The sequence below is a fragment of the Kribbella italica genome (genome assembly GCF_014205135.1).
Taxonomy (GTDB): Bacteria; Actinomycetota; Actinomycetes; order Propionibacteriales; family Kribbellaceae; genus Kribbella; species Kribbella italica.
In genome coordinates, this window is the sequence record NZ_JACHMY010000001.1 from 1,338,547 (window position 1) to 1,358,109 (window position 19,563).

At 69.0% G+C, this 19,563-nt stretch carries 14 protein-coding genes and 1 tRNA gene; 12 read left to right on the forward strand and 3 right to left on the reverse strand.

Translation table 11 applies throughout. The annotated features are described in order from the left end of the window. Nucleotides 1-10: 10 nt before the first annotated feature. From gltB to pyk, 4 genes are all read left to right on the forward strand, one after another. Complete coding sequence (gene gltB, locus HDA39_RS06305) at nucleotides 11-4,534, forward strand: glutamate synthase large subunit (protein WP_184794299.1); 4,524 nt, start codon at nucleotides 11-13, stop codon at nucleotides 4,532-4,534. Further along, nucleotides 4,534-6,000 carry a glutamate synthase subunit beta gene (locus tag HDA39_RS06310; RefSeq protein ID WP_184794300.1) on the forward strand — a complete coding sequence of 489 codons (1,467 nt, stop codon included), beginning with the start codon at nucleotides 4,534-4,536 and terminating at the stop codon, nucleotides 5,998-6,000. The genes gltB and HDA39_RS06310 overlap by 1 nt, the downstream gene beginning before the upstream one ends. An 85-nt stretch (nucleotides 6,001-6,085) precedes the next feature. Continuing rightward, on the forward strand, nucleotides 6,086-7,636 hold the full coding sequence (locus HDA39_RS06315; protein ID WP_184794301.1) for a metallophosphoesterase family protein: 1,551 nt from the start codon (nucleotides 6,086-6,088) through the stop codon (nucleotides 7,634-7,636). Nucleotides 7,637-7,744: 108 nt separating this feature from the next. Next, nucleotides 7,745-9,187, forward strand: a complete 1,443-nt coding sequence (gene pyk, locus HDA39_RS06320) for a pyruvate kinase (protein WP_184794302.1) — start codon at nucleotides 7,745-7,747, stop codon at nucleotides 9,185-9,187. A gap of 820 nt (nucleotides 9,188-10,007) precedes the next feature. Here pyk and HDA39_RS06325 read toward each other — a convergent pair. Continuing rightward, a tRNA-Leu gene (locus HDA39_RS06325) sits at nucleotides 10,008-10,083 on the reverse strand. A 121-nt stretch (nucleotides 10,084-10,204) separates the two neighbouring features. On the opposite strand from HDA39_RS06325, the gene HDA39_RS06330 reads away from it, so the two are divergent. The 7 genes from HDA39_RS06330 to HDA39_RS06360 all read left to right on the forward strand — a co-directional run bounded on the left by HDA39_RS06330 (nucleotide 10,205) and on the right by HDA39_RS06360 (nucleotide 17,658). Beyond that, the gene (locus HDA39_RS06330; protein ID WP_184794303.1) at nucleotides 10,205-10,789 is read left to right on the forward strand and encodes an ANTAR domain-containing response regulator; all 585 of its coding nucleotides are present in this window, start codon (nucleotides 10,205-10,207) and stop codon (nucleotides 10,787-10,789) included. A gap of 395 nt (nucleotides 10,790-11,184) precedes the next feature. After that, nucleotides 11,185-12,414 (forward strand): ABC transporter substrate-binding protein, encoded by a 1,230-nt coding sequence (locus tag HDA39_RS06335; RefSeq protein WP_184794304.1) that lies wholly within the window; start codon nucleotides 11,185-11,187, stop codon nucleotides 12,412-12,414. Nucleotides 12,415-12,494: 80 nt separating this feature from the next. Then, nucleotides 12,495-13,808 (forward strand): branched-chain amino acid ABC transporter permease, encoded by a 1,314-nt coding sequence (locus HDA39_RS06340; RefSeq protein WP_184794305.1) that lies wholly within the window; start codon nucleotides 12,495-12,497, stop codon nucleotides 13,806-13,808. Further along, nucleotides 13,805-15,505 carry a branched-chain amino acid ABC transporter permease gene (locus HDA39_RS06345; RefSeq protein WP_184794306.1) on the forward strand — a complete coding sequence of 567 codons (1,701 nt, stop codon included), beginning with the start codon at nucleotides 13,805-13,807 and terminating at the stop codon, nucleotides 15,503-15,505. The genes HDA39_RS06340 and HDA39_RS06345 overlap by 4 nt, the downstream gene beginning before the upstream one ends. Then, a complete protein-coding gene (locus tag HDA39_RS06350) occupies nucleotides 15,502-16,362 on the forward strand; it encodes an ABC transporter ATP-binding protein (protein WP_184794307.1) in 861 nt (286 codons plus the stop codon). The genes HDA39_RS06345 and HDA39_RS06350 overlap by 4 nt, the downstream gene beginning before the upstream one ends. Then, complete coding sequence (locus tag HDA39_RS06355) at nucleotides 16,359-17,075, forward strand: ABC transporter ATP-binding protein (protein WP_184794308.1); 717 nt, start codon at nucleotides 16,359-16,361, stop codon at nucleotides 17,073-17,075. The genes HDA39_RS06350 and HDA39_RS06355 overlap by 4 nt, the downstream gene beginning before the upstream one ends. 160 nt (nucleotides 17,076-17,235) lie before the next feature. Further along, nucleotides 17,236-17,658 (forward strand): hypothetical protein, encoded by a 423-nt coding sequence (locus tag HDA39_RS06360; protein ID WP_184794309.1) that lies wholly within the window; start codon nucleotides 17,236-17,238, stop codon nucleotides 17,656-17,658. Nucleotides 17,659-17,683: 25 nt separating this feature from the next. Here HDA39_RS06360 and HDA39_RS06365 read toward each other — a convergent pair whose 3' ends face one another. Then, nucleotides 17,684-18,424 carry a DUF554 domain-containing protein gene (locus HDA39_RS06365; protein ID WP_184794310.1) on the reverse strand — a complete coding sequence of 247 codons (741 nt, stop codon included), beginning with the start codon at nucleotides 18,422-18,424 and terminating at the stop codon, nucleotides 17,684-17,686. A 149-nt stretch (nucleotides 18,425-18,573) separates the two neighbouring features. Here HDA39_RS06365 and HDA39_RS06370 point away from each other — a divergent pair, with 149 nt between their 5' ends. Beyond that, on the forward strand, nucleotides 18,574-19,185 hold the full coding sequence (locus HDA39_RS06370; RefSeq protein WP_184794311.1) for a GNAT family N-acetyltransferase: 612 nt from the start codon (nucleotides 18,574-18,576) through the stop codon (nucleotides 19,183-19,185). Here the strand turns inward: HDA39_RS06370 and HDA39_RS06375 are convergent. After that, nucleotides 19,148-19,537, reverse strand: coding sequence for a hotdog fold thioesterase (locus HDA39_RS06375; RefSeq protein ID WP_184805621.1), 390 nt, complete (start codon nucleotides 19,535-19,537; stop codon nucleotides 19,148-19,150). The two genes, HDA39_RS06370 and HDA39_RS06375, sit on opposite strands and share 38 nt — an antisense overlap. Between the last annotated feature and the right edge of the window lie 26 nt (nucleotides 19,538-19,563).

The following is a 19,563-nucleotide window of genomic DNA, read 5'->3' on the forward strand; positions in this document are numbered from 1 at the left end:
GGAGCCCTGAATGTTTGGTCGCCCCCCATACCCGAGCGAGGGTTTGTACGACGGCAAGCACGAGCACGACGCGTGCGGTGTCGCCTTCGTCGCCACTCTCACCGGTGAACCGAGCCACGACATCGTGGCCAAGGCTTTGACCGCCCTGCGCAACCTCGAGCATCGCGGCGCCTCGGGCGCCGAGCCCGACTCCGGCGACGGCGCCGGCATCCTGATCCAGGTCCCGGACGCGTACTACCGCAAGGTGTGCGACTTCGACCTGCCCGGGCTGCGCGCGTACGCGACCGGGATCGCGTTCCTGCCGCAGGACCCGGACGACGCCGCCAAGGCGGTGGCCCGGATCGAGGAGCTCGCCGACGAGGAGAACCTGGTCGTCCTCGGCTGGCGCGACGTCCCGACGACGCCCGACCTGCTCGGCTCCACCGCCCGTTCGGTGATGCCCGTGTTCCGGCAGCTGTTCGTCGCGTCGAAGGCCGGCCGCGTGCTCGGCCTGGCCCTGGAGCGGATGGCCTTCCGGCTGCGCAAGCGCGCCGAGCGCGAGACCGCGACGTACTTCCCGTCGCTGTCGGGGCGGACCATCACCTACAAGGGGATGCTGACCACCGACCAGCTGGACAAGTTCTTCCCCGAACTGACCGACCCCGACCTCGCCTCGGCGATCGGCGTCGTGCACAGCCGGTTCTCCACCAACACGTTCCCGTCCTGGCCGCTGGCCCACCCGTACCGGTACATCGCCCACAACGGTGAGATCAACACCGTCCAGGGCAACCGGAACTGGATGCGCGCCCGCGAGGCCCTGCTCGCGAGCGACCTGATCCCGGGCGACCTGGAGCAGCTGTACCCGATCTGTACGCCGGGCGCCTCCGACTCCGCGTCCTTCGACGAGGTGCTCGAGCTGCTGCACCTGGGCGGCCGGTCGCTGCCGCACGCGATGCTGATGATGATCCCGGAGGCGTGGGAGAACGCCGCCACGATGGACACCAAGCGCCGCGCGTTCTACGAGTTCCACTCGACCCTGATGGAGCCTTGGGACGGCCCCGCGAGTGTCGTGTTCTCCGACGGCACCAAGGTCGGCGCGGTGCTCGACCGCAACGGCCTGCGCCCCTCGCGGTACTGGGTCACCGACGACGGTCTCGTCGTCCTCGCGTCCGAGGCCGGCGTGCTCGACATCGACCCGGCGACCGTGGTCCAGAAGGGCCGGCTCGAGCCCGGCAAGATCTTCCTCGTCGACGTCGACGCCCACCGGATCGTCACCGACAACGAGGTGAAGTCCGCGCTGGCCGACGAGAGCCCGTACGACGAGTGGCTGCACGCCGGCCTGATCCGCTTCGAGGACCTGCACGAGCGCGAGCACGTCGTCCACAGCCACGCGTCGGTGACGCGCCGCCAGCAGGTCTTCGGGTACACGGAGGAAGAGCTGCGGGTCCTGCTCACCCCGATGGCCAGGACCGGCGCGGAGCCGATCGGCTCGATGGGCACCGACACCCCGATCGCCGTCCTGAGCGACCGGCCGCGGCTGCTGTTCGACTACTTCGTGCAGCTGTTCGCCCAGGTGACGAACCCGCCGCTGGACGCGATCCGCGAGGAATTGGTGACCTCGCTGTCGTCGAGTCTCGGCCCGGAGTCCAACCTGCTCGACCCCGGCCCGGCGTCCTGCCGTCAGGTGGTGCTGCCGTTCCCGGTGATCACCAACGACGAGCTGGCCAAGCTGCGCCACATCAACCTGGACGGCGACATGCCGGGCCTGGCGACGATGGTCCTGCGCGGCGTGTACGACGTCGAGGGCGGCGGCGAGGCGCTGAAGACCCGGCTGGACGAGATCTGCGCCGAAGCGTCCGCGGCGATCGCCGAAGGGGCCCGGATCCTGGTCCTGTCCGACCGGCACTCCAACGCCGAGAAGGCGCCGATCCCGTCGCTGCTGCTCACCTCCGCGGTGCACCACCACCTGGTCCGGGAGAAGACCCGCACCCAGGTCGGTCTGGTCGTCGAGGCCGGTGACGTCCGCGAGGTGCACCACGTCGCGACCCTGATGGGGTACGGCGCGGCCGCGGTCAACCCGTACCTGGCGCTGGAGTCCGCCGAGGACCTCGCCCGGCGCGGCACCTACCTGCCGGGGGTCGACCCCGAGCAGGCGGTCCGCAACGTGGTGAAGTCGCTCGGCAAGGGCGTGCTGAAGGTGATGTCCAAGATGGGCGTCAGCACCGTCGCGTCGTACACGGGTGCGCAGATCTTCGAGGCGACCGGGCTGTCCCCGGACCTGGTCGACGCCTACTTCACCGGTACGTCGAGCAAGCTCGGCGGCATCGGCCTGGACGTCGTCGCCGAGGAGGTCCGCCGACGGCACCTGCGGGCCTACCCGGCCAGCGGGATCCTGCCGGCGCACCGCAAGCTCGAGATCGGTGGCGAGTACCAGTGGCGGCGCGAAGGCGAGCCGCACCTGTTCGACCCCGAGACCGTGTTCCGGCTGCAGCACTCGACGCGGACCGGCCGGTACGACATCTTCAAGCAGTACACGAGCCGCGTCGACGAGCAGTCCGAGCGGCTGATGACGCTGCGCGGGCTCTTCGGCTTCGATTCCGGTCGCGAGCCGATCAGCATCGACGAGGTCGAGCCGGTGGCGGAGATCGTCCGGCGGTTCAGCACCGGCGCGATGAGCTACGGCTCGATCAGCGCCGAGGCGCACACCACGCTGGCGATCGCGATGAACCGCCTCGGCGGCAAGTCGAACACCGGTGAGGGCGGCGAGGACTCCAACCGCCTGCACGACCCGGAGCTGCGCAGCTCGATCAAGCAGGTCGCGTCCGGCCGGTTCGGCGTGACCGCGGAGTACCTGACCAACTCCGACGACATCCAGATCAAGATGGCGCAGGGCGCGAAGCCCGGCGAGGGCGGTCAGCTGCCCGGCCACAAGGTGTACCCGTGGGTCGCCGGCACCAGGCACTCGACGCCCGGCGTCGGCCTGATCTCGCCGCCGCCGCACCACGACATCTACTCGATCGAGGACCTGGCCCAGCTGATCCACGACCTGAAGAACGCGAACCCGTCCGCACGGGTGCACGTGAAGCTGGTCTCGGAGGTCGGGGTCGGCACGATCGCGGCCGGGGTCAGCAAGGCGCACGCGGACGTCGTACTGATCTCCGGGCACGACGGTGGGACCGGCGCGGCTCCGCTGACGTCGCTCAAGCACGCCGGTGGTCCTTGGGAGCTCGGCCTGGCCGAGACCCAGCAGACCCTGCTGCTGAACGGTTTGCGCGACCGCATCGTCGTGCAGACCGACGGCCAGCTGAAGACCGGCCGGGACGTCGTGGTCGCGGCGCTGCTCGGTGCGGAGGAGTTCGGTTTCGCGACTGCGCCGCTGGTCGTCTCGGGCTGCATCATGATGCGTGTCTGCCACCTGGACACCTGCCCGGTCGGCGTCGCGACGCAGAACCCGGTCCTGCGCGAGCGGTACGCCGGCAAGCCGGAGTTCGTGGTGAACTTCTTCGAGTTCATCGCCGAGGAGGTCCGCGAGTACCTGGCCGAGCTCGGCTTCCGGACCCTGGACGAGGCGATCGGCCACGCCGAGGTGCTGGACATCAAGCGCGCGGTCGACCACTGGAAGGCCGACGGGCTCGACCTGTCGCCGATCCTGCACGTGCCCGCCGTACCGGAGGGTGCGTCGCTGCACCAGACCGTGCTGCAGGACCACGGCCTGGACAAGGCGCTCGACAACGAGCTGATCCGGATCTGCGCGCCGGCGATCGAGAACGGCGAACCGGTCCGGGCCCAGCTCCCGATCCGGAACGTCAACCGCACGGTCGGCACGATGCTCGGCCACGAGATCACCAAGAAGTACCGCGCGGCCGGCCTGCCGGACGGCACCGTCGACCTGACCTTCACCGGGTCGGCCGGCAACTCGTTCGCGGCGTTCGTACCGAAGGGCGTGACGCTGCGGCTGGAGGGCGACGCCAACGACTACGTCGGCAAGGGCCTGTCCGGTGGCCGGGTCGTGATCCGCCCGGACCGCGACGCGCGGTTCGACGCGGCCGACCAGATCATCGCCGGCAACGTCATCGCGTACGGCGCGACGTCCGGCGAGCTGTTCATCAGCGGTGGCGCGGGGCAACGGTTCTGCGTCCGCAACTCCGGCGCCACCGCCGTGGTCGAGGCGGTCGGCGACCACGCCTGCGAGTACATGACCGGTGGGCGGGTCGTCGTGATCGGCGCCACCGGCCGGAACTTCGCGGCGGGCATGTCGGGCGGCGTGGCCCACGTGCTCGACCTGGATCGTTCCCTGGTGAACCCGGAGCTGGTCGATCTGCTCCCGCTCACCTCGGACGAGTCCGACCTGTTGCAGGACCTGGTCCGCCGTCACCACGAGGAGACCGGTTCGGAGCGGGCGGCCAAGCTGCTCGCGGACTGGACCGCCGCCGAGACCAGGTTCACCACGGTGATGCCCCGCGACTACGCCCGGGTGCTGGCGGCCAAGGCGGCCGCCGAGCGCGACGGGCTGGACGAGGACGCCACCACGCGAGCGATGATGGAGGCCATCTGATGGCTGACCCGAAGGGGTTCCTGACCACGCAGCGGGAGGTGGCCGAGCGCCGCCCGGTCGCCGAGCGGGTCCAGGACTGGAACGAGGTCTACCCGGGCGGACCCGGCAAGGCGCTGCTGCCGATCATCGGCAAGCAGGCCGGCCGGTGCATGGACTGCGGGATTCCGTTCTGCCACTCCGGCTGCCCGTTGGGCAACCTGATCCCGGAGTGGAACGACCTGGTCTGGCGTGACGACTGGACCGGGGCGATCGAGCGGCTGCACGCGACCAACAACTTCCCGGAGTTCACCGGCCGGCTCTGCCCGGCGCCCTGCGAGCCGGCCTGCGTGCTCGGCATCAACCAGGAGCCGGTGACGATCAAGAACGTCGAGGTCGCGATCATCGACAAGGCCTGGGAGGCCAGCGACGTCCGCCCCCAGCCGCCGGAGTGGCTGACCGGCAAGACGATCGCGGTCGTCGGCTCCGGCCCGGCCGGCCTGGCCGTCGCGCAGCAGCTGACCCGGGCCGGTCACACCGTCGCGGTGTACGAGCGGGCCTCGGCGCCGGGCGGGCTGCTCCGCTTCGGCATCCCCGAGTTCAAGATGGAGAAGGCCCAGGTCGAGCGCCGGATCCAGCAGATGAAGGAGGAGGGCACGGTCTTCCGTTCCGGCGTCAACGTCGGCAAGGACGTCACCGGGACCCAGCTCAAGCAGCGGTACGACGCCGTGGTGATCGCCACCGGCGCGACCGCGGCCCGCGACCTGCCGGTGCCCGGCCGCGAGTTCGGCGGCATCCACCAGGCGATGGAGTACCTGCCGCAGTCCAACCGGGTCGCACTCGGTGAGACGGTCGAGGACCAGATCGTTGCCACCGACAAGGATGTCGTGATCATCGGTGGTGGTGACACCGGAGCGGACTGCCTCGGGACGGCGCACCGCCAGGGCGCGCGCAGCGTGACCCAGCTGGAGATCATGCCGCGCCCGTCGGACGAGCGGCCCGACGCGCACCCGTGGCCGACGTACCCGATGATCTACCGGGTCGCCTCCGCGCACGAGGAGGGCGGCGAGCGGGTGTACGCCGTGTCGACGAACAACTTCGTGGCCGACGACAACGGTCGGGTCGCCGGGCTGGACCTGGTCGAGGTCGAGCTGGTGAACGGGAAGTTCACGCCGGTCGAAGGCAGCGAGCGGACCATCCCCGCGCAGCTGGTGCTGCTGGCGATGGGCTTCCTCGGTCCGGAGAAGGAGGGCTTCCTCGAGCAGCTCGACGTCGAGCTCGACGAGCGCGGCAACGTCAAGCGCGACAAGGCGTACCAGACCTCGGTCGACGGCGTGTTCGCCTGCGGTGACGCCGGCCGCGGCCAGTCGCTGATCGTCTGGGCGATCGCCGAGGGACGCTCCTGCGCCAACGGCGTGGACGCGTTCCTGACCGGGTCGTCGACGCTGCCGACGCCGATCCCACCGACGGCCCGGCCGTTGGTGGTCTGACTCTCGTGCTGACCGGGCGCCGCATTCACCGAAACGCCGCGCCCGGTCGAACGAGGGTTTGACCCGGACCCATAAGTTGGTGGTCGTGCCTCGACGACTCCTGACCCGCGCGCGGCTCCGCAAGACGGTGCCGTGGGCCTTGCTGGTCGTGCTCTGGTTCGTCGTCTCGGTCGTGGTCGGGCTGCTCGGGTTCGCCAACGACTCCGAGCGGGTCACCATCGGCGCGCACACCGCGCAGGTCTCGCCGACCTTCGACTCGCACGCGACCCTCGACCTCGGCGCGGTCCTGCCGCGGCTGCGGCTGGACATGAACCTCCCGCTCGGGCTGGGCGTCAACCTCGACGTCCAGGAGACCGACGCGTCCAACCTCAACGACCTGCTGCAACGCGACGCGCTGATCGCGTCCCAGCCCGACGGTGAGATCGCGCGGATCCGCGAGGTCGTGCAGCAGATGGCCGTCGACAACGCGGTCGCCGGGGCCGGGTCCGGGTTGCTGGTCACGGTCCTCGTGACGACCGTGTGGGCGATGCTCGGGCCGAAGCGGCGGCGCGAGCTGTTCGGGCTGGTGCACCGCGGTGAGCGGCGCGTGCAGCACCGGGCGGTCGTCGTACTGGTGGCTCTGCTGGTGACGGTCGCGTCGGTGATCGGGCCCGGGCAGATGCGCCAGGAGCAGGCGCCGCCGACGTCCTGGCGGCCGCTGGGGGAGCTGCTGCCGGAGGTGTCGTTCGACGACCGGCTGAAGACCGTCGAGGTGGCGTCCGGGTTCTCCACCGACGGGGGAGTGGGCGTCATCCGTACGGCGTTCGAGACGTACGAGCGGTCGACCGAGTTCTACGGGAAGCTGCGGGACCGGGTCAGCCGGGTCGGCGGGCGGATCAGGCCCGCCGGCGAGGGCGAGACCGTCGCGCTGCTGGTCTCGGACCGGCACGACAACATCGGGATGGACCCGTTCGCCGCCGAGGTCGCGAAGGTGGCCGGGGCGAAGATCCTGATCGACGCCGGCGACGACACGTCGTCGGGGCAGTCGTGGGAGGCGTTCAGCATCAACTCGCTGGCGCAGCACTTCAAGGACCTGAAGGTCGTCGCCGTGGCCGGCAACCACGACTCCGGCGGCTTCGTCGAGGACGCCATGCGGCGGAACAAGTTCACCGTGCTCGACAGCAAACCGGTCGAGGTCGAGGGGATCCGCTTCCTCGGCGACAGCGACCCGACCCGGACCGGGCTCGGCAGCGCCGACACCCCGGGCGACGAGACCACCAGCGAGCAGTCGACCCGGCTCGCCGAGGTCGCCTGCGGCCAGGCCGAGGACGAACCGATCTCGACGATGGTGGTGCACGACCCCGCGTCGTACCAGGAGACCGCCGCGCGCGGATGCGCCTCGCTGCTGGTGTCCGGGCATCTGCACCGGCAGGTCGGGCCGGACACGAAGACCGTCGAGGGGCGCTCGGTCACGACGTACACGAACGGCACGACCGGCGGAGCGGCGTACGCGTTCGCCCTGGGCTACACGCTGCGGCGGCCGGGTGAGGTCACGCTGATCACGTACGCCGACGGGCAGCCGACCGGCCTGCAGACCGTCACGGCCGAGCTGACCGGCGAGGTGACGGTCGGCACGTACCGGCCGTTGCCGGCCTGAGTTCTGCTGCCCGGTCAGGCGTTCTCGCGCTCGTCACGTGATGTTGACCGGCCGGTAACGGGGGCGGACCAGCGGGCCAGTGGTCTTGTAGGAGTAGGGTTTTGTGACGTGCGTCGCGCAAAGATCGTTTGTACGCTCGGCCCGGCTACGGCCGCCCCGGAGCGCATCCTGGAACTTGTCCAAGCAGGTATGGACGTCGCTCGGCTGAACCTGAGCCACGGCGCCCACGCCGAGCATGAGCGCATCTACCACCGGATTCGCGCTGCAGCGGAGGAGACCGGCAAAAACGTCGGCATCCTCGTCGACCTGCAGGGCCCGAAGATCCGGCTGGCGGAGTTCGCCGAAGGCAAGGTCACGCTGACCTACGGCGAGCGCTTCACCATCACCACCCGTGAGGTCCCCGGTGACGTCACCATCTGCGGTACGACGTACGACGGCCTGCCCGGCGACGTCAGCCCCGGTGACCAGCTGCTGATCGACGACGGCCGGATCGCGCTGGTCGCCGAGGAGGTGACCGGGACCGACGTGATCTGCCGGGTCACCGTCGGCGGGCCGGTGTCGAACAACAAGGGCATCAACCTGCCCGGTGCCACGGTGAGCGTGCCGGCGATGTCGGAGAAGGACGTCGAGGACCTGCGCTGGGCCCTGCACCTGCCGGCCGACATGATCGCGATGTCGTTCGTCCAGCGGGCCTCCGACATCCAGATCGTGCACAAGATCATGGACGAGGAAGGTCACCGGATCCCGGTGGTCGCCAAGATCGAGAAGCCGCAGGCGGTCGCCAACCTGGACGAGATCATCGAGGCCTTCGACGGCTTCATGGTCGCCCGCGGCGACCTCGGCGTGGAACTCCCGCTGGAGGAGGTCCCGCTGGTCCAGAAGCTGATCATCGACCAGGCCCGGCTGAACGCGAAGCCGGTGATCGTCGCCACCCAGATGCTGGAGTCGATGATCTCCGCCCCGCGCCCGACCCGCGCCGAGGCCTCCGACGTCGCCAACGCGGTGCTCGACGGCGCCGACGCGGTGATGCTGTCCGGCGAGACCAGCGTCGGCCGGTTCCCGATCGAGACCGTCAAGACGATGGCCCGGATCGTGGAGTCCACCGAGGACCACGGCCTCGGCCGCGTCGCCGAGATCGACTGGGAACCCCGCACCAAGGGCGGCGTGATCGCCAAGGCCGCCGCGGACGTCGCGGAAGCGCTGGATGCGAAGTACCTGGTCGCCTTCACCCAGTCCGGCGACACCGCACTCCGCCTGGCCCGCTACCGCACCGAGATCTCGGTCCTGGCGTTCACGCCCGTCCCGTCGGTCAGTGCGTGGCTCAGTGTCGTCTGGGGCATCGAGACCCACATCGTCCCCACGGTCGACCACACCGACGAGATGGTCCGCCAGGTCGACCAGCGCCTGCTGGAACTCGGCAAACTCCAGAAGGGCGACCTGGTCGTCATCGTCGCCGGCAGCCCCCCCAGCATCCCCGGCTCCACCAACGCCCTCCGAGTCCACCGCATGGGCGACGCCATCTCGGGCGCGGCCCCGGCGTACCGGGAGTAGGAACAGAGCAAGTGGTTGCTGCGGCCGGTCAACTGACCGGCCGCAGTGCTTTGAAGAACAGATAAGAACATGGAGCTGTGGTCGCTGTCGGCGGTCGGGTGATCGGCGGCGGAGCCGTCAGGTCTTGGGGCCGACGATGCGGTCGAGTGCGGCTACGGCTTCTCGGCGGGCTACTGAGAGGGCGTTGGAGCGGGGCATTCGCCACGGGCCTCGCCGTTGGCTCGGTTGGTTGTCCAGTTCGCAACCCGGCAGCCGTCGGAGAGAAACAATCCGCGGAGGAACGGTTCAGGGCGCTGGGCAACTATTTCTTGTTGCCAGGCGGCGAGGACGATCGGCCGGAGGTGTTTGCGCCCGGGACCGTGCTGAGGGAACAGGCATGGCCAGTGCTTCCAGTACGACACCAGGTGAGTGCAGCCGGGTGCCTGAACTCGATGGACCGGCCGGCCTGGGTTCATTGCGGCGACGATCTCCGCGGCCTCGGTGATGAGGTTCGGGTAGGCCTCGTCACACGTGATCCGGAGGGCATGGACGGCTCTCCTGTGTTCGGACAGGCAGCCGTCACCCAGATAGAGACCAAGCGATTGCGAGTACTCGCCGGCCGCAAGCGCGGAGCCAGTGCAGCGAGGACATGCAGTGGGATCGACCGCAGGCAGCGGATTGTCCCGCCAGGCACGGATCGCACTGCGGCTCACAGAAAACCGGCGGCTGACCGAACTCAGAGTCTCACCAGCAGCAAGTGAGTCCAGCGCGGACTGTCGCGTGCGGGCGTCGTACACGGGAAGAGTCTCGCAGCGAGGACCGACAGTTCTGGCGAGGTTTCTGGTGCCCTGGGTGGGATTCGAACCCACACTGTACGCAGTTTGAGTGCGCTCTCTCTGCCGTTGGAGTACCAGGGCTTTGCGCGGAAGATCCTAGCGTACGGGAGGCACCGGCCGGTGCATCGGCGTACATGCTGTGCTGAGCCGCCGTGTCCGGATCGGCTTGCTTGTCAGGCTGCCGGGAGGTGGGCTCGATAAGGTGTCGGGTGTGACTGCTAAGCGTGTGGTGATCGCTGAGGACGAAGCCCTGATTCGGATGGACCTGGCGGAGATGCTGGCTGAGGAGGGGTACGACGTCGTCGGGCAGGCCGGGGACGGGGAGGAGGCGATTCGGCTGGCGGTCGAGCATCGGCCGGATCTGGTGATCCTGGACGTGAAGATGCCGAAGCTGGACGGGCTCAGTGCGGCGGAGAAGATCGCGGGGGAGCGGATCGCGCCGGTGCTGATGCTGACGGCGTTCTCGCAGCGGGAGCTGGTCGAGCGGGCCCGCGACGCCGGCGCGATGGCGTACCTGGTGAAGCCGTTCTCCAAGGCCGACCTGCTGCCGGCGATCGAGATCGCGGCCAGCCGGTACGTCGAGCTCGCAGAGCTGGAGCGGGAGGTCGCCGACCTGTCGGAGCGACTGGAGACCCGCAAGCTGGTCGACCGGGCCAAGTCGGTGCTGCAGACCAAGTTCGGGCTGTCCGAGCCGGACTCGTTCCGCTGGATCCAGAAGACCGCGATGGACAAGCGCGTCTCGATGCGCCAGGTCGCCGAGCTCGTCGTCGACGAGGCCGGCTCCTAGCCGACGCACCAGGGGTCTCCAGGCAGCTTTCGCCACCGACAGAGCCCCGCAAGATGGCACGAAATGCCGGCTCTCGCCACCCGTTCGGGCGTGGCGGGAGCCGTCGTGCGTCCGAGGAACGAGACGGCCGTCACACAGCGTAAAAGCGGACCGAATACCCCTGGCACGCATTGGTTGTCAATGTGGCTCTGAGTGCGTCCCGCCGCCACAGTCAGTGACCGTGCTGAGCAAAGCCAGTGGCGACCGATCAGGATGGTGCTTACAGCTGTAACGACCTCACAACACACGCTGGGTCACGTTCGCCTTGACTGCTCAGCGGGGTCTAACCTGCGGGTGCTCGCGGGAATCGCGGGGGTCCGGGGATCCACTCGGGCTATCCAGACATGGGAGGAACAGTGCACCAGCGTTCCGTAGTACGGGTCGGCGCGTCGCTGATCGTTGCGTCGTTGGCCCTGACTGCCTGCGGTTCACGCAGTGACGACAACGGTGGCGGGGGCTCCGGCGACGCGACCAAGACGGCCAAGATCGGCGTGATCGCGCCGCTGTCGGGCGACCTGTCGGCGCTTGGTCTGGGTATCCAGCACTCGGTCGAGCTGGCCGTGAAGCAGGCCAACGACTCCGGCGCCGTTCCGGGCTGGAAGTTCGAGGTCTCGGCCAAGGACGACGAGGGCAAGACGGACCCGGCCAAGAACGCGGCCACCGCGCTCGCCGGTGACAAGGACGTGATCGGTGTCGTCGGCACCCTGAACACCAGCACGAGCCTGCAGGTTCAGCCGGTGCTCGCGCCGAAGAACATCGCCCAGGTCTCGCCGGCCAACACCGGCCCCGCCCTGACCCAGGGTGCGGACTGGCAGAAGAGCCCGAAGCGGCCGTACCCGACGTACTTCCGCACCTGCACCACGGACGCCGTCCAGGGTCCGTTCGCGGCGCGCTACCTGTACAACACCGCGAAGATCACCAAGGTCGCGACGATCCACGACAAGAAGGCGTACGGCCAGGGTCTGGTCGGCACCTTCACCGAGGAGTTCAAGAAGCTCGGCGGTCAGGTCACCTCGGCCGAGACGATCACCGCCGACGAGAGCAACTTCTCCGCCGTCGTCTCGGCGATCAAGCCGTCCGCCCCGCAGGCGGTCTACTACGGCGGTGAGTACCCGCAGGCCGGGCCGCTGTCGCAGCAGATGAAGGCGGCCGGTCTGAACGTCCCGCTGATGGGCGGCGACGGCATCTTCGACCCGAAGTACATCCAGCTCGGTGGCAAGACCTCCACCAGCGACCTGGCCACCTCGGTCGGCGCGCCGACCGACGCGCTGCCGTCGGCGAAGAAGTTCGTCGAGGACTACAAGGCGGGGAACTACCCGGAGCCGTACGGTGCGTACGGCGGCTACTCCTACGACGCGGCCAACGCGCTCATCGCCGCCCTGAAGGAGTCCCTGAAGGACGCCACCGACGTCGAGTCGGCCCGTCCGAAGACCGTCGAGGCGCTCGGCAAGGTCTCCTTCGAAGGTGTGACCGGCAAGGTCGCCTTCGACCAGTACGGCGACACCACCTCCAAGGTGCTGACCGTCTACAAGGTCGACGCCGGTAAGTGGGCGACCGTGGAGACCAAGGACTTCGAAGCAAACTAGTCGGCCTCGTGTCCGGGGGTGGGAGCGAAAGTTCTCCCACCCCCGTGGCATGTCGGCACAGAGGTAGTTAGGAGGTCGACGTGGACCAGTTCTTCCAGCAGCTCGTGAACGGGCTGACTCTCGGGTCGTTGTACGCCCTGATCGCGGTCGGGTACACCGTCGTCTACGGCATCGTGCAGCTGATCAACTTCGCGCACGGCGAGATCTTCATGATCGGCGCCTTCGGCGCCCTGACGACGTACTTGTTGTTCTTCGACGGGCAGACCAGCGTCTGGATCCTGCCGGTGATGATCATCGGGGCGATCATCGCCTCGACCGCCACCGCGGTGGCGATGGAACGTGTCGCGTACCGTCCCCTGCGGAACGCGCCACGGCTCGCACCGCTGATCACCGCGATCGGGATCTCGGTGTTCCTGCAGGAGTTCATCCGGCTCCTGTACGACCGGCCGCAGTGGACGCTCGTCGTGATCGCCCCGGTCGTGGTGTGGGTGGCGTACGTCGTGGCCACCCGCGGGCTGAAGCTCAACCTGAACCACCCCGTGACGAAGTGGCACGACCGGACGCCGTTGATCGCCGCCGGTGTCGTCGCGCTGCTGGTCTGGGCCCTGGTCCGCCGGCTCGTCGACCCCGGCTACGCCTTCACGCCCGTCGTCCTGATCGCCGGCGTGGTCGTCGGCGTGGGCGCCGCCTGGCTGCTGGCCCGGACCGGGTCCGGTGCCGAGCGCGCGAAGCTCCTGCTGACGCCCTCGTTACAGCTGGCCGGCGGGGCCGTCGTCCTGCTCGAGGTCCTCTGGGTGGTCTACCGCGAGATCCTCAGCTCGATCGAGTGGCCGAGCGCGAAGCAGCGCATCCCGTTCCCGCAGATCGACGTGGTCACCGGGTCGGCGCTGCAGCTCGGGGGCGTGACGATCCAGCGGTCGGCGGTCTTCACCGTCGGCGCGCTGATCGTCTGCACCGCGATCCTGTGGTACTTCATCAACCGGACCCGGCTGGGCCGCGGCATGCTCGCGGTCTCGCAGGATCCCGACACCGCGCGCCTGATGGGCATCAACGTCGACCGGATCATCGTGGTCGCGTTCGCGCTCGGCGCCGTACTGGCCGCCGTCGCCGGTGTCTCGCAGGGTCTGCAGAACAACAACATCGAGTTCCGGATGGGCTTCCTGGCCGGTCTGAAGGCGTTCACCGCCGCGGTGCTCGGTGGGATCGGCAACATCTACGGTGCGGTCGCCGGTGGTCTGGTGCTCGGCGTCGTCGAGGCGATGGCCACCCAGTACATCCCCGGTCAGTTCGGTGGGAGTACCTGGAAGGACGTCTGGGCGTTCGTCATCCTGATTCTGGTACTGGTCTTCAGGCCGCAGGGCCTGCTCGGGGCGAGGGTGGTGGATCGCGCATGACGCAGGTCGACACGACAACCGGTACGACGGAACCGGCGGCGGCGCCGTCGAAGGCCGCCTGGCCGCTCGGTCTCGCGGGTGTGGTCCTGGTGATCGCCGGCTCCTTCCTGTCCTGGAGCTACGACGGTTCGATCCTGGGCGACCTGTCGATCAACTTCTACCCCGGCGGGCTGCAGATCCTGGCGATCATCGCCGCCCTGCTCGCGCTGGTGCTGCTGCTGGCCGAGCGCGGTCCGCTCAGCCGGCTGAACGTCTGGCTCGACACGACCCTGGGCCTGCGGGCGCTGGGCCTCACGATGACGCTCTACATGCTGCTGGTGCTGATCGCGATCACCGTCGAGTCCGACGGCCTGATCAACGTCAACCCCGGCGGCTGGATCTCCTTCGTCGGTGCGGTCGCGCTCCTGGTCTCGTCCCGGATGCTGCCGCTGCGGACGCTGCACGACATGGGCAAGGCGAAGCTCCCGGGCTGGTCGGAGATCCTCGCGATCGCCGTCCTGATGGCGTCGGTGCTGTTCGTCTCGGCGTACGCGCTGGGTCTGGACGACGCCTGGGGCTTCGTGCTCTGCCTGGTGTTCATCGCGGCCGTCGTGGCCGCGCTGTTCCGGACCGGCTCGATGACGTGGGTCGGCCACGCCGCGCAGCGGCACAAGAAGGTGCTGACACTGTCGTCGTTCGTCGTCGCCTTCCTGTTCCCGTTCACCCAGAACGGCTCGGACGCGAACATGTCGATCGCGACCCAGGTGCTGGTCTTCGCGGCCACCGCCATGGGCCTGAACATCGTGGTCGGCCTGGCCGGCCTGCTGGACCTCGGGTACATCGCGTTCCTCGGCTCCGGCGCGTACGTCGCGGCGATGCTGTCGAACTCGGCGTTCGCGACGATCGGCTGGACCCCGCCGTTCCTGGTCGTGGTCCTGGTCGGTGCCTGCGTGGCGGCGACCTTCGGCCTGATCATCGGTTCACCGACGCTGCGGGTCTCCGGCGACTACCTGGCGATCGTGACGCTGGGCTTCGGTGAGATCTTCCGGCTCGCGATGGCGAACCTGGACGGCAACAACGGGCCGAACCTGACCAACGGCCCGAACGGCATCCCGGGCATCCCCGACCTGCAGGTGGGTGGCTTCAACTTCGGCGACGAGCACAACATCGCCGGGATCGATCTCGGGCGCTTCTCGAACTACTACTTCCTGCTGCTGGTCCTGATCGGCGGCATCATCCTGGTCTTCGCCCGGCTGAACAACAGCCGGATCGGGCGGGGCTGGGTGGCGATCCGGGAGGACGAGAAGGCCGCCGAGGCGATGGGCGTGAACGTCTTCGGCCTGAAGCTGCTGGCGTTCGCGGTCGGCGCGTTCCTGGCCGGTCTGGCCGGCACGATCAAGGCGCACCAGGACGGAGCGGTCAGTCCCGACCAGTACGTCTTCCTGGAGTCGGCGTTTCTGCTGGCGGCCATCGTGCTCGGCGGTATGGGCACCATCGCCGGTGTGTTGCTCGGTGCAACGATCCTGAAGCTGCTGCCGGAGAAGCTGCGGTTCTTCTCGGAGTACCGGCTGCTGCTGTTCGGTCTGCTGCTGGTGCTGATGATGCGGTTCCGCCCCGAGGGCCTGGTGGCCAGCCGCAGACGGCAGTTGGAGTTCCACGAAGAGGACGAGGAGCTGGCCGTCGCGGTCGAGCAAGAACTCGTCGAGGAGGCGAAATGACCGTCACGGAACCGGCGCCGAGTGCGCCGAGCACCGGCCGGCCGGTGCTGGAGGCCTCCGGGGTCACCATGCGGTTCGGTGGTCTGCTGGCCGTCAACGACGTCAACCTGACCGTCCGCGAGGGCGAGATCGTCGGGCTGATCGGCCCGAACGGCGCCGGCAAGACGACGTTCTTCAACTGCCTGACCGGGCTGTACAAGCCGACCAGCGGTCAGGTCCGGTTCGAGGGCACGCCGTTGCCGCCCAAGCCGCGGGCCGTGGTCAAGGCGGGGATGGCGCGGACGTTCCAGAACATCCGCCTGTTCGCCAACATGACCGCGCTGGAGAACGTCATGGTGGGCCGGTACTGCCGGACGTCGGCCGGTGCGCTGACGTCGGTGCTGCACGGCCCGAAGTACCGTCGCGAGGAGGCGGCCACCCGGGCGCGGGCCCAGGAGCTGCTCGAGTTCGTCGGGCTCGGCAGGTCGACCGAGCACCTCGCGCGGAACATGCCGTACGGCGACCAGCGGCGGCTCGAGATCGCCCGCGCGCTGGCCACCGACCCGAAGCTCATCCTGCTGGACGAGCCGACGGCCGGTATGAACCCGCAGGAGACCAAGCAGGCCAGCGACCTGATCTTCAAGATCCGGGACTCGGGCCTGTCGGTGGTCGTGATCGAGCACGACATGCGGTTCATCTTCAACCTGTGCGACCGGGTGCTGTGCCTGGTCCGCGGTGAGACGCTGATCGAGGGCCTGCCGGGTGAGGTGCAGTCGGACCCGCGGGTGATCGAGGCCTACATCGGCACCGGCGAGGACGACGACGAGGACGAGTCGAGCGACGGACGGCCGCAGGACGGTCCGGAGGAGGGGCGATGACCGCGATGCTAGAGGTCCGCGACCTCGAGGTTGCCTACGGCAAGATCGTCGCGGTGAAGAAGATCAGCTTCTCCGTCGAGCAGGGGCAGGTGGTGTCGCTGATCGGCACCAACGGCGCCGGCAAGACGACCACGCTGCGGACGATCTCGGGGCTGCTGCGCCCGACGGCGGGCGAGATCCTGTTCCAGGGTCAGCGGATCGACGACGTACCGGCCCACGACATCGTCACGATGGGGCTGGCGCACTCGCCCGAGGGCCGGCGGATCTTCCCCCGGCTGTCGGTCGAGGAGAACCTGCTGCTCGGCGCGTTCACCCGCAACGACCAGTCGGCGATCCGGACCGACCTCGAGGCGGCGTACGCGCTGTTCCCGATCCTGGGGGAGCGGCGCAAGCAGCCGGCCGGGACGTTCTCCGGTGGTGAGCAGCAGATGCTGGCGATGGGCCGGGCGATGATGAGCCGTCCCAAGCTGCTGATGCTCGACGAGCCGTCGATGGGCCTGTCGCCGATCATGATGAAGCGGATCATGACGACCGTCACCGAGCTGCAGAAGCAGGGCACCACGATCCTGCTGGTCGAGCAGAACGCCCAGGCGGCGCTCAAGCGCGCCGACTACGGCTACGTCCTGGAGGTCGGCAAGATCGTCGTCCAGGGCACCGGCCGCGAGCTCCTGGTCAACGACGACGTCCGCAAGGCGTACCTCGGCGAGGACTGACCCGTAGCTTCACCGACAGGAGCCGAGGGCCCCCACTTTGGGGGCCCTCGGCTCCTTTTGTAGGGGTGGATTGTATGGGTTGTACCTGTTGTGCACGCTCGGTCACGGTTAGCGTCGGGTGCGTCAACTGATTTCCGCCCGGACGACGAGGAGGAACATCATGAGAACGCAACGATCGATCGGTGTGCTGCTGGCGTGCTGCCTGCTGATGCTGCTGGGGGTGAACACCGCGTCCGCCCACCCGGCCGAGCCCGTCGCTCCGGCGCCCGCTGCCGCGGTCCCTGAGCCGCACAGCTACTACATGTGGTGCCGCAGCCCCACGGGACTGATCTCGTACCCGAAGGACCCCAGCGAGTGTCGCGGCGGGAACATCAAGATCATCTCGACCTACGACGGCGCGGTGCACGGCGCGATCGACATGTACGCGCTGGAGCACAAGCTGGTCCGGCCGTACAAGACCTGGACCGAGGCCTACCGCGCGTGCACGGCCGAGATCATCTGCGACCTGATCGTGGCGGTGGTGCAGACCTACCTGCTGACGAAGCTGAGCATCGCGTACAAGTTCCTGCGGACCCTGCTCTGACCGTCTGGTTGCCGTCCGCAACCGTTCAGTTGCGGACGACAACCAGGAGCTGGACGAGGAGTGGTGCGACGATCAGGGCCGGCAGGAGGTCGGCGACGGCGACCTGCTTGATCTTCAGCAGCCGCAACGCCACGCCGATCAGCAGCAGCCCACCGGTGGCGCCCAGGGCCGTGACATGGGCCTCCGGCAACACATCGCCGAGCAAGGCCCCCACAGCCGTCATCAGGCCCTGGATGACCAGTACGACGAGCGCCGACGCCGCGACGCCCCAGCCGAGCGACGCGGCGAAGGCGATCGAGGCGAAGCCGTCCAGCACCGCCTTCAGGAACAGCTGGTCGGCGCCCCGGCCCAGTCCGTCGGACAGCGCGCCCAGGAACGTCAGCGGGCCGACGCAGAACACCATCGACGACGTCACGAAGCCTTCGACGAAGGTGCTCTCACCCTCGCCGCGGCTGAACCGGTGCTGCAGCCAGCTGCCGAAGCCCTCCAGGCGTTGCTCGATCTTCAGCAGCGACCCGGCGATCCCGCCGATCAGCATCGCGCCGAGTACGATCAGCACCGGGGCGCTGTCGCCGACCGCGTCGCTGAGGGCCGCGTCGCCGACGGTGAGTGCCGACGTGACCGCGATCAGCAGCGTGACCAGGCCGAGGGCGTCGGTGACCAGGTCGCGGGTCCGGCCGGGCAGGCGGTGCCCGATCAGGACGCCGAGGACCGAGCCGACAAGAACCGTCGCGACGTTCACGACGGTGCCGATTCCGATGAACAAGCGTGCTCTCCGATCGCCGGCGATCACAGCCGGTGTGGTGGTGGTCGCGTCGCTTTGCAAGCGACCGCCGAAGCCCTACTGTTGCGCGGGGACGAGCGTATCCGCCCGGTCCTGTTCACCTCGGGGGTGGATCACACCAGGAGGCCGACGTGGCAGCTGCCATCGAGGTGCGCGACGCACGCCCCGACGATGCCGCTGCCCTGGTGACGCTGTGGGGTGAGATGTCGATCGGCACCGGTCACCAGCGTGCGCTGGCCGCACCGACGCCGGCGTCGGTGCGGGCCTCGATCGCCCGGCTCGGCAAGGATCCCGGGGCCCGGCTGGTGGTCGGCGAGCTCGACGGGCACGTCAGCGGGATGGTCTACCTGCGCCGTACGCCGATCTCCCCGCTGCACGTCGAGGAGACGATGACGGTCGAGTACCTGCACGTCACCGACCAGGCCCGGCGCCACGGACTGGGCAAGGCGCTGGTCGCCGAGGCCGCCGCGTGGGCCGAGCACGAGAACTGCCCGTACCTCGGTGTCGTCGCCCCACCGCTGGCCCGGGAGGCGAACCGGTTCCTCGCCCGCCTCGGACTCGGCCAGGCCGCCGTACTGCGGTTCGCCGGCACGCACACCGTCCGTCGCCGGCTCGCGGCCGAGCACGCGCCGAACCTGCTGGCGATGCTGTCGTCACGCCGTTCGGTGATCGCTCGCCGGGCCCAGCTCGGGCACCGGTCCGACCTCACTTCTCCGGCGGAGCCTGAATCAGCTGGCAGGTGATCCGCGCGGTGCAGACCCGCTTGTCCCGCTCGTCGGTGACGACGATCTCGTACGACGTGGTGGTGCGGCCCAGGTAGATCGGCGTGGCCACACCGGTCACGACGCCGTCCCGGACGGCCCGGTGGTGGGTCGCGTTGATGTCGACGCCGACCGCGACCTTTCCGTACTGCGCCGCGTGCAGGGCGGACCCGATCGACCCGAGGCTCTCGGCGAGCACGCAGGACGCGCCGCCGTGCAGCAGCCCGTACGGCTGGGTGTTGCCCTTGACCGGCATCGTCGCCACGACCCGCTCGGGCGACGCCTCGCTGACCGCGATGCCCATCGCGCTGAGCAAAGTGCCCTCGACGTCCATCCCCGGCGGCAGCGCCGTCCCTCCAC

Excerpts from the sequence above, each read along its gene's own strand:
- HDA39_RS06350 (WP_184794307.1), top strand. The coding sequence starts at position 15,502 with ATGACCGTCACGGAACCGGCGCCGAGTGCGCCGAGCACCGGCCGGCCG.
- HDA39_RS06360 (WP_184794309.1), top strand. The coding sequence starts at position 17,236 with ATGAGAACGCAACGATCGATCGGTGTGCTGCTGGCGTGCTGCCTGCTG.
- HDA39_RS06345 (WP_184794306.1), top strand. The coding sequence starts at position 13,805 with ATGACGCAGGTCGACACGACAACCGGTACGACGGAACCGGCGGCGGCG.
- HDA39_RS06355 (WP_184794308.1), top strand. The coding sequence starts at position 16,359 with ATGACCGCGATGCTAGAGGTCCGCGACCTCGAGGTTGCCTACGGCAAG.
- HDA39_RS06375 (WP_184805621.1), bottom strand. The coding sequence starts at position 19,537 with ATGGACGTCGAGGGCACTTTGCTCAGCGCGATGGGCATCGCGGTCAGC.
- HDA39_RS06310 (WP_184794300.1), top strand. The coding sequence starts at position 4,534 with ATGGCTGACCCGAAGGGGTTCCTGACCACGCAGCGGGAGGTGGCCGAG.
- gltB (WP_184794299.1), top strand. The coding sequence starts at position 11 with ATGTTTGGTCGCCCCCCATACCCGAGCGAGGGTTTGTACGACGGCAAG.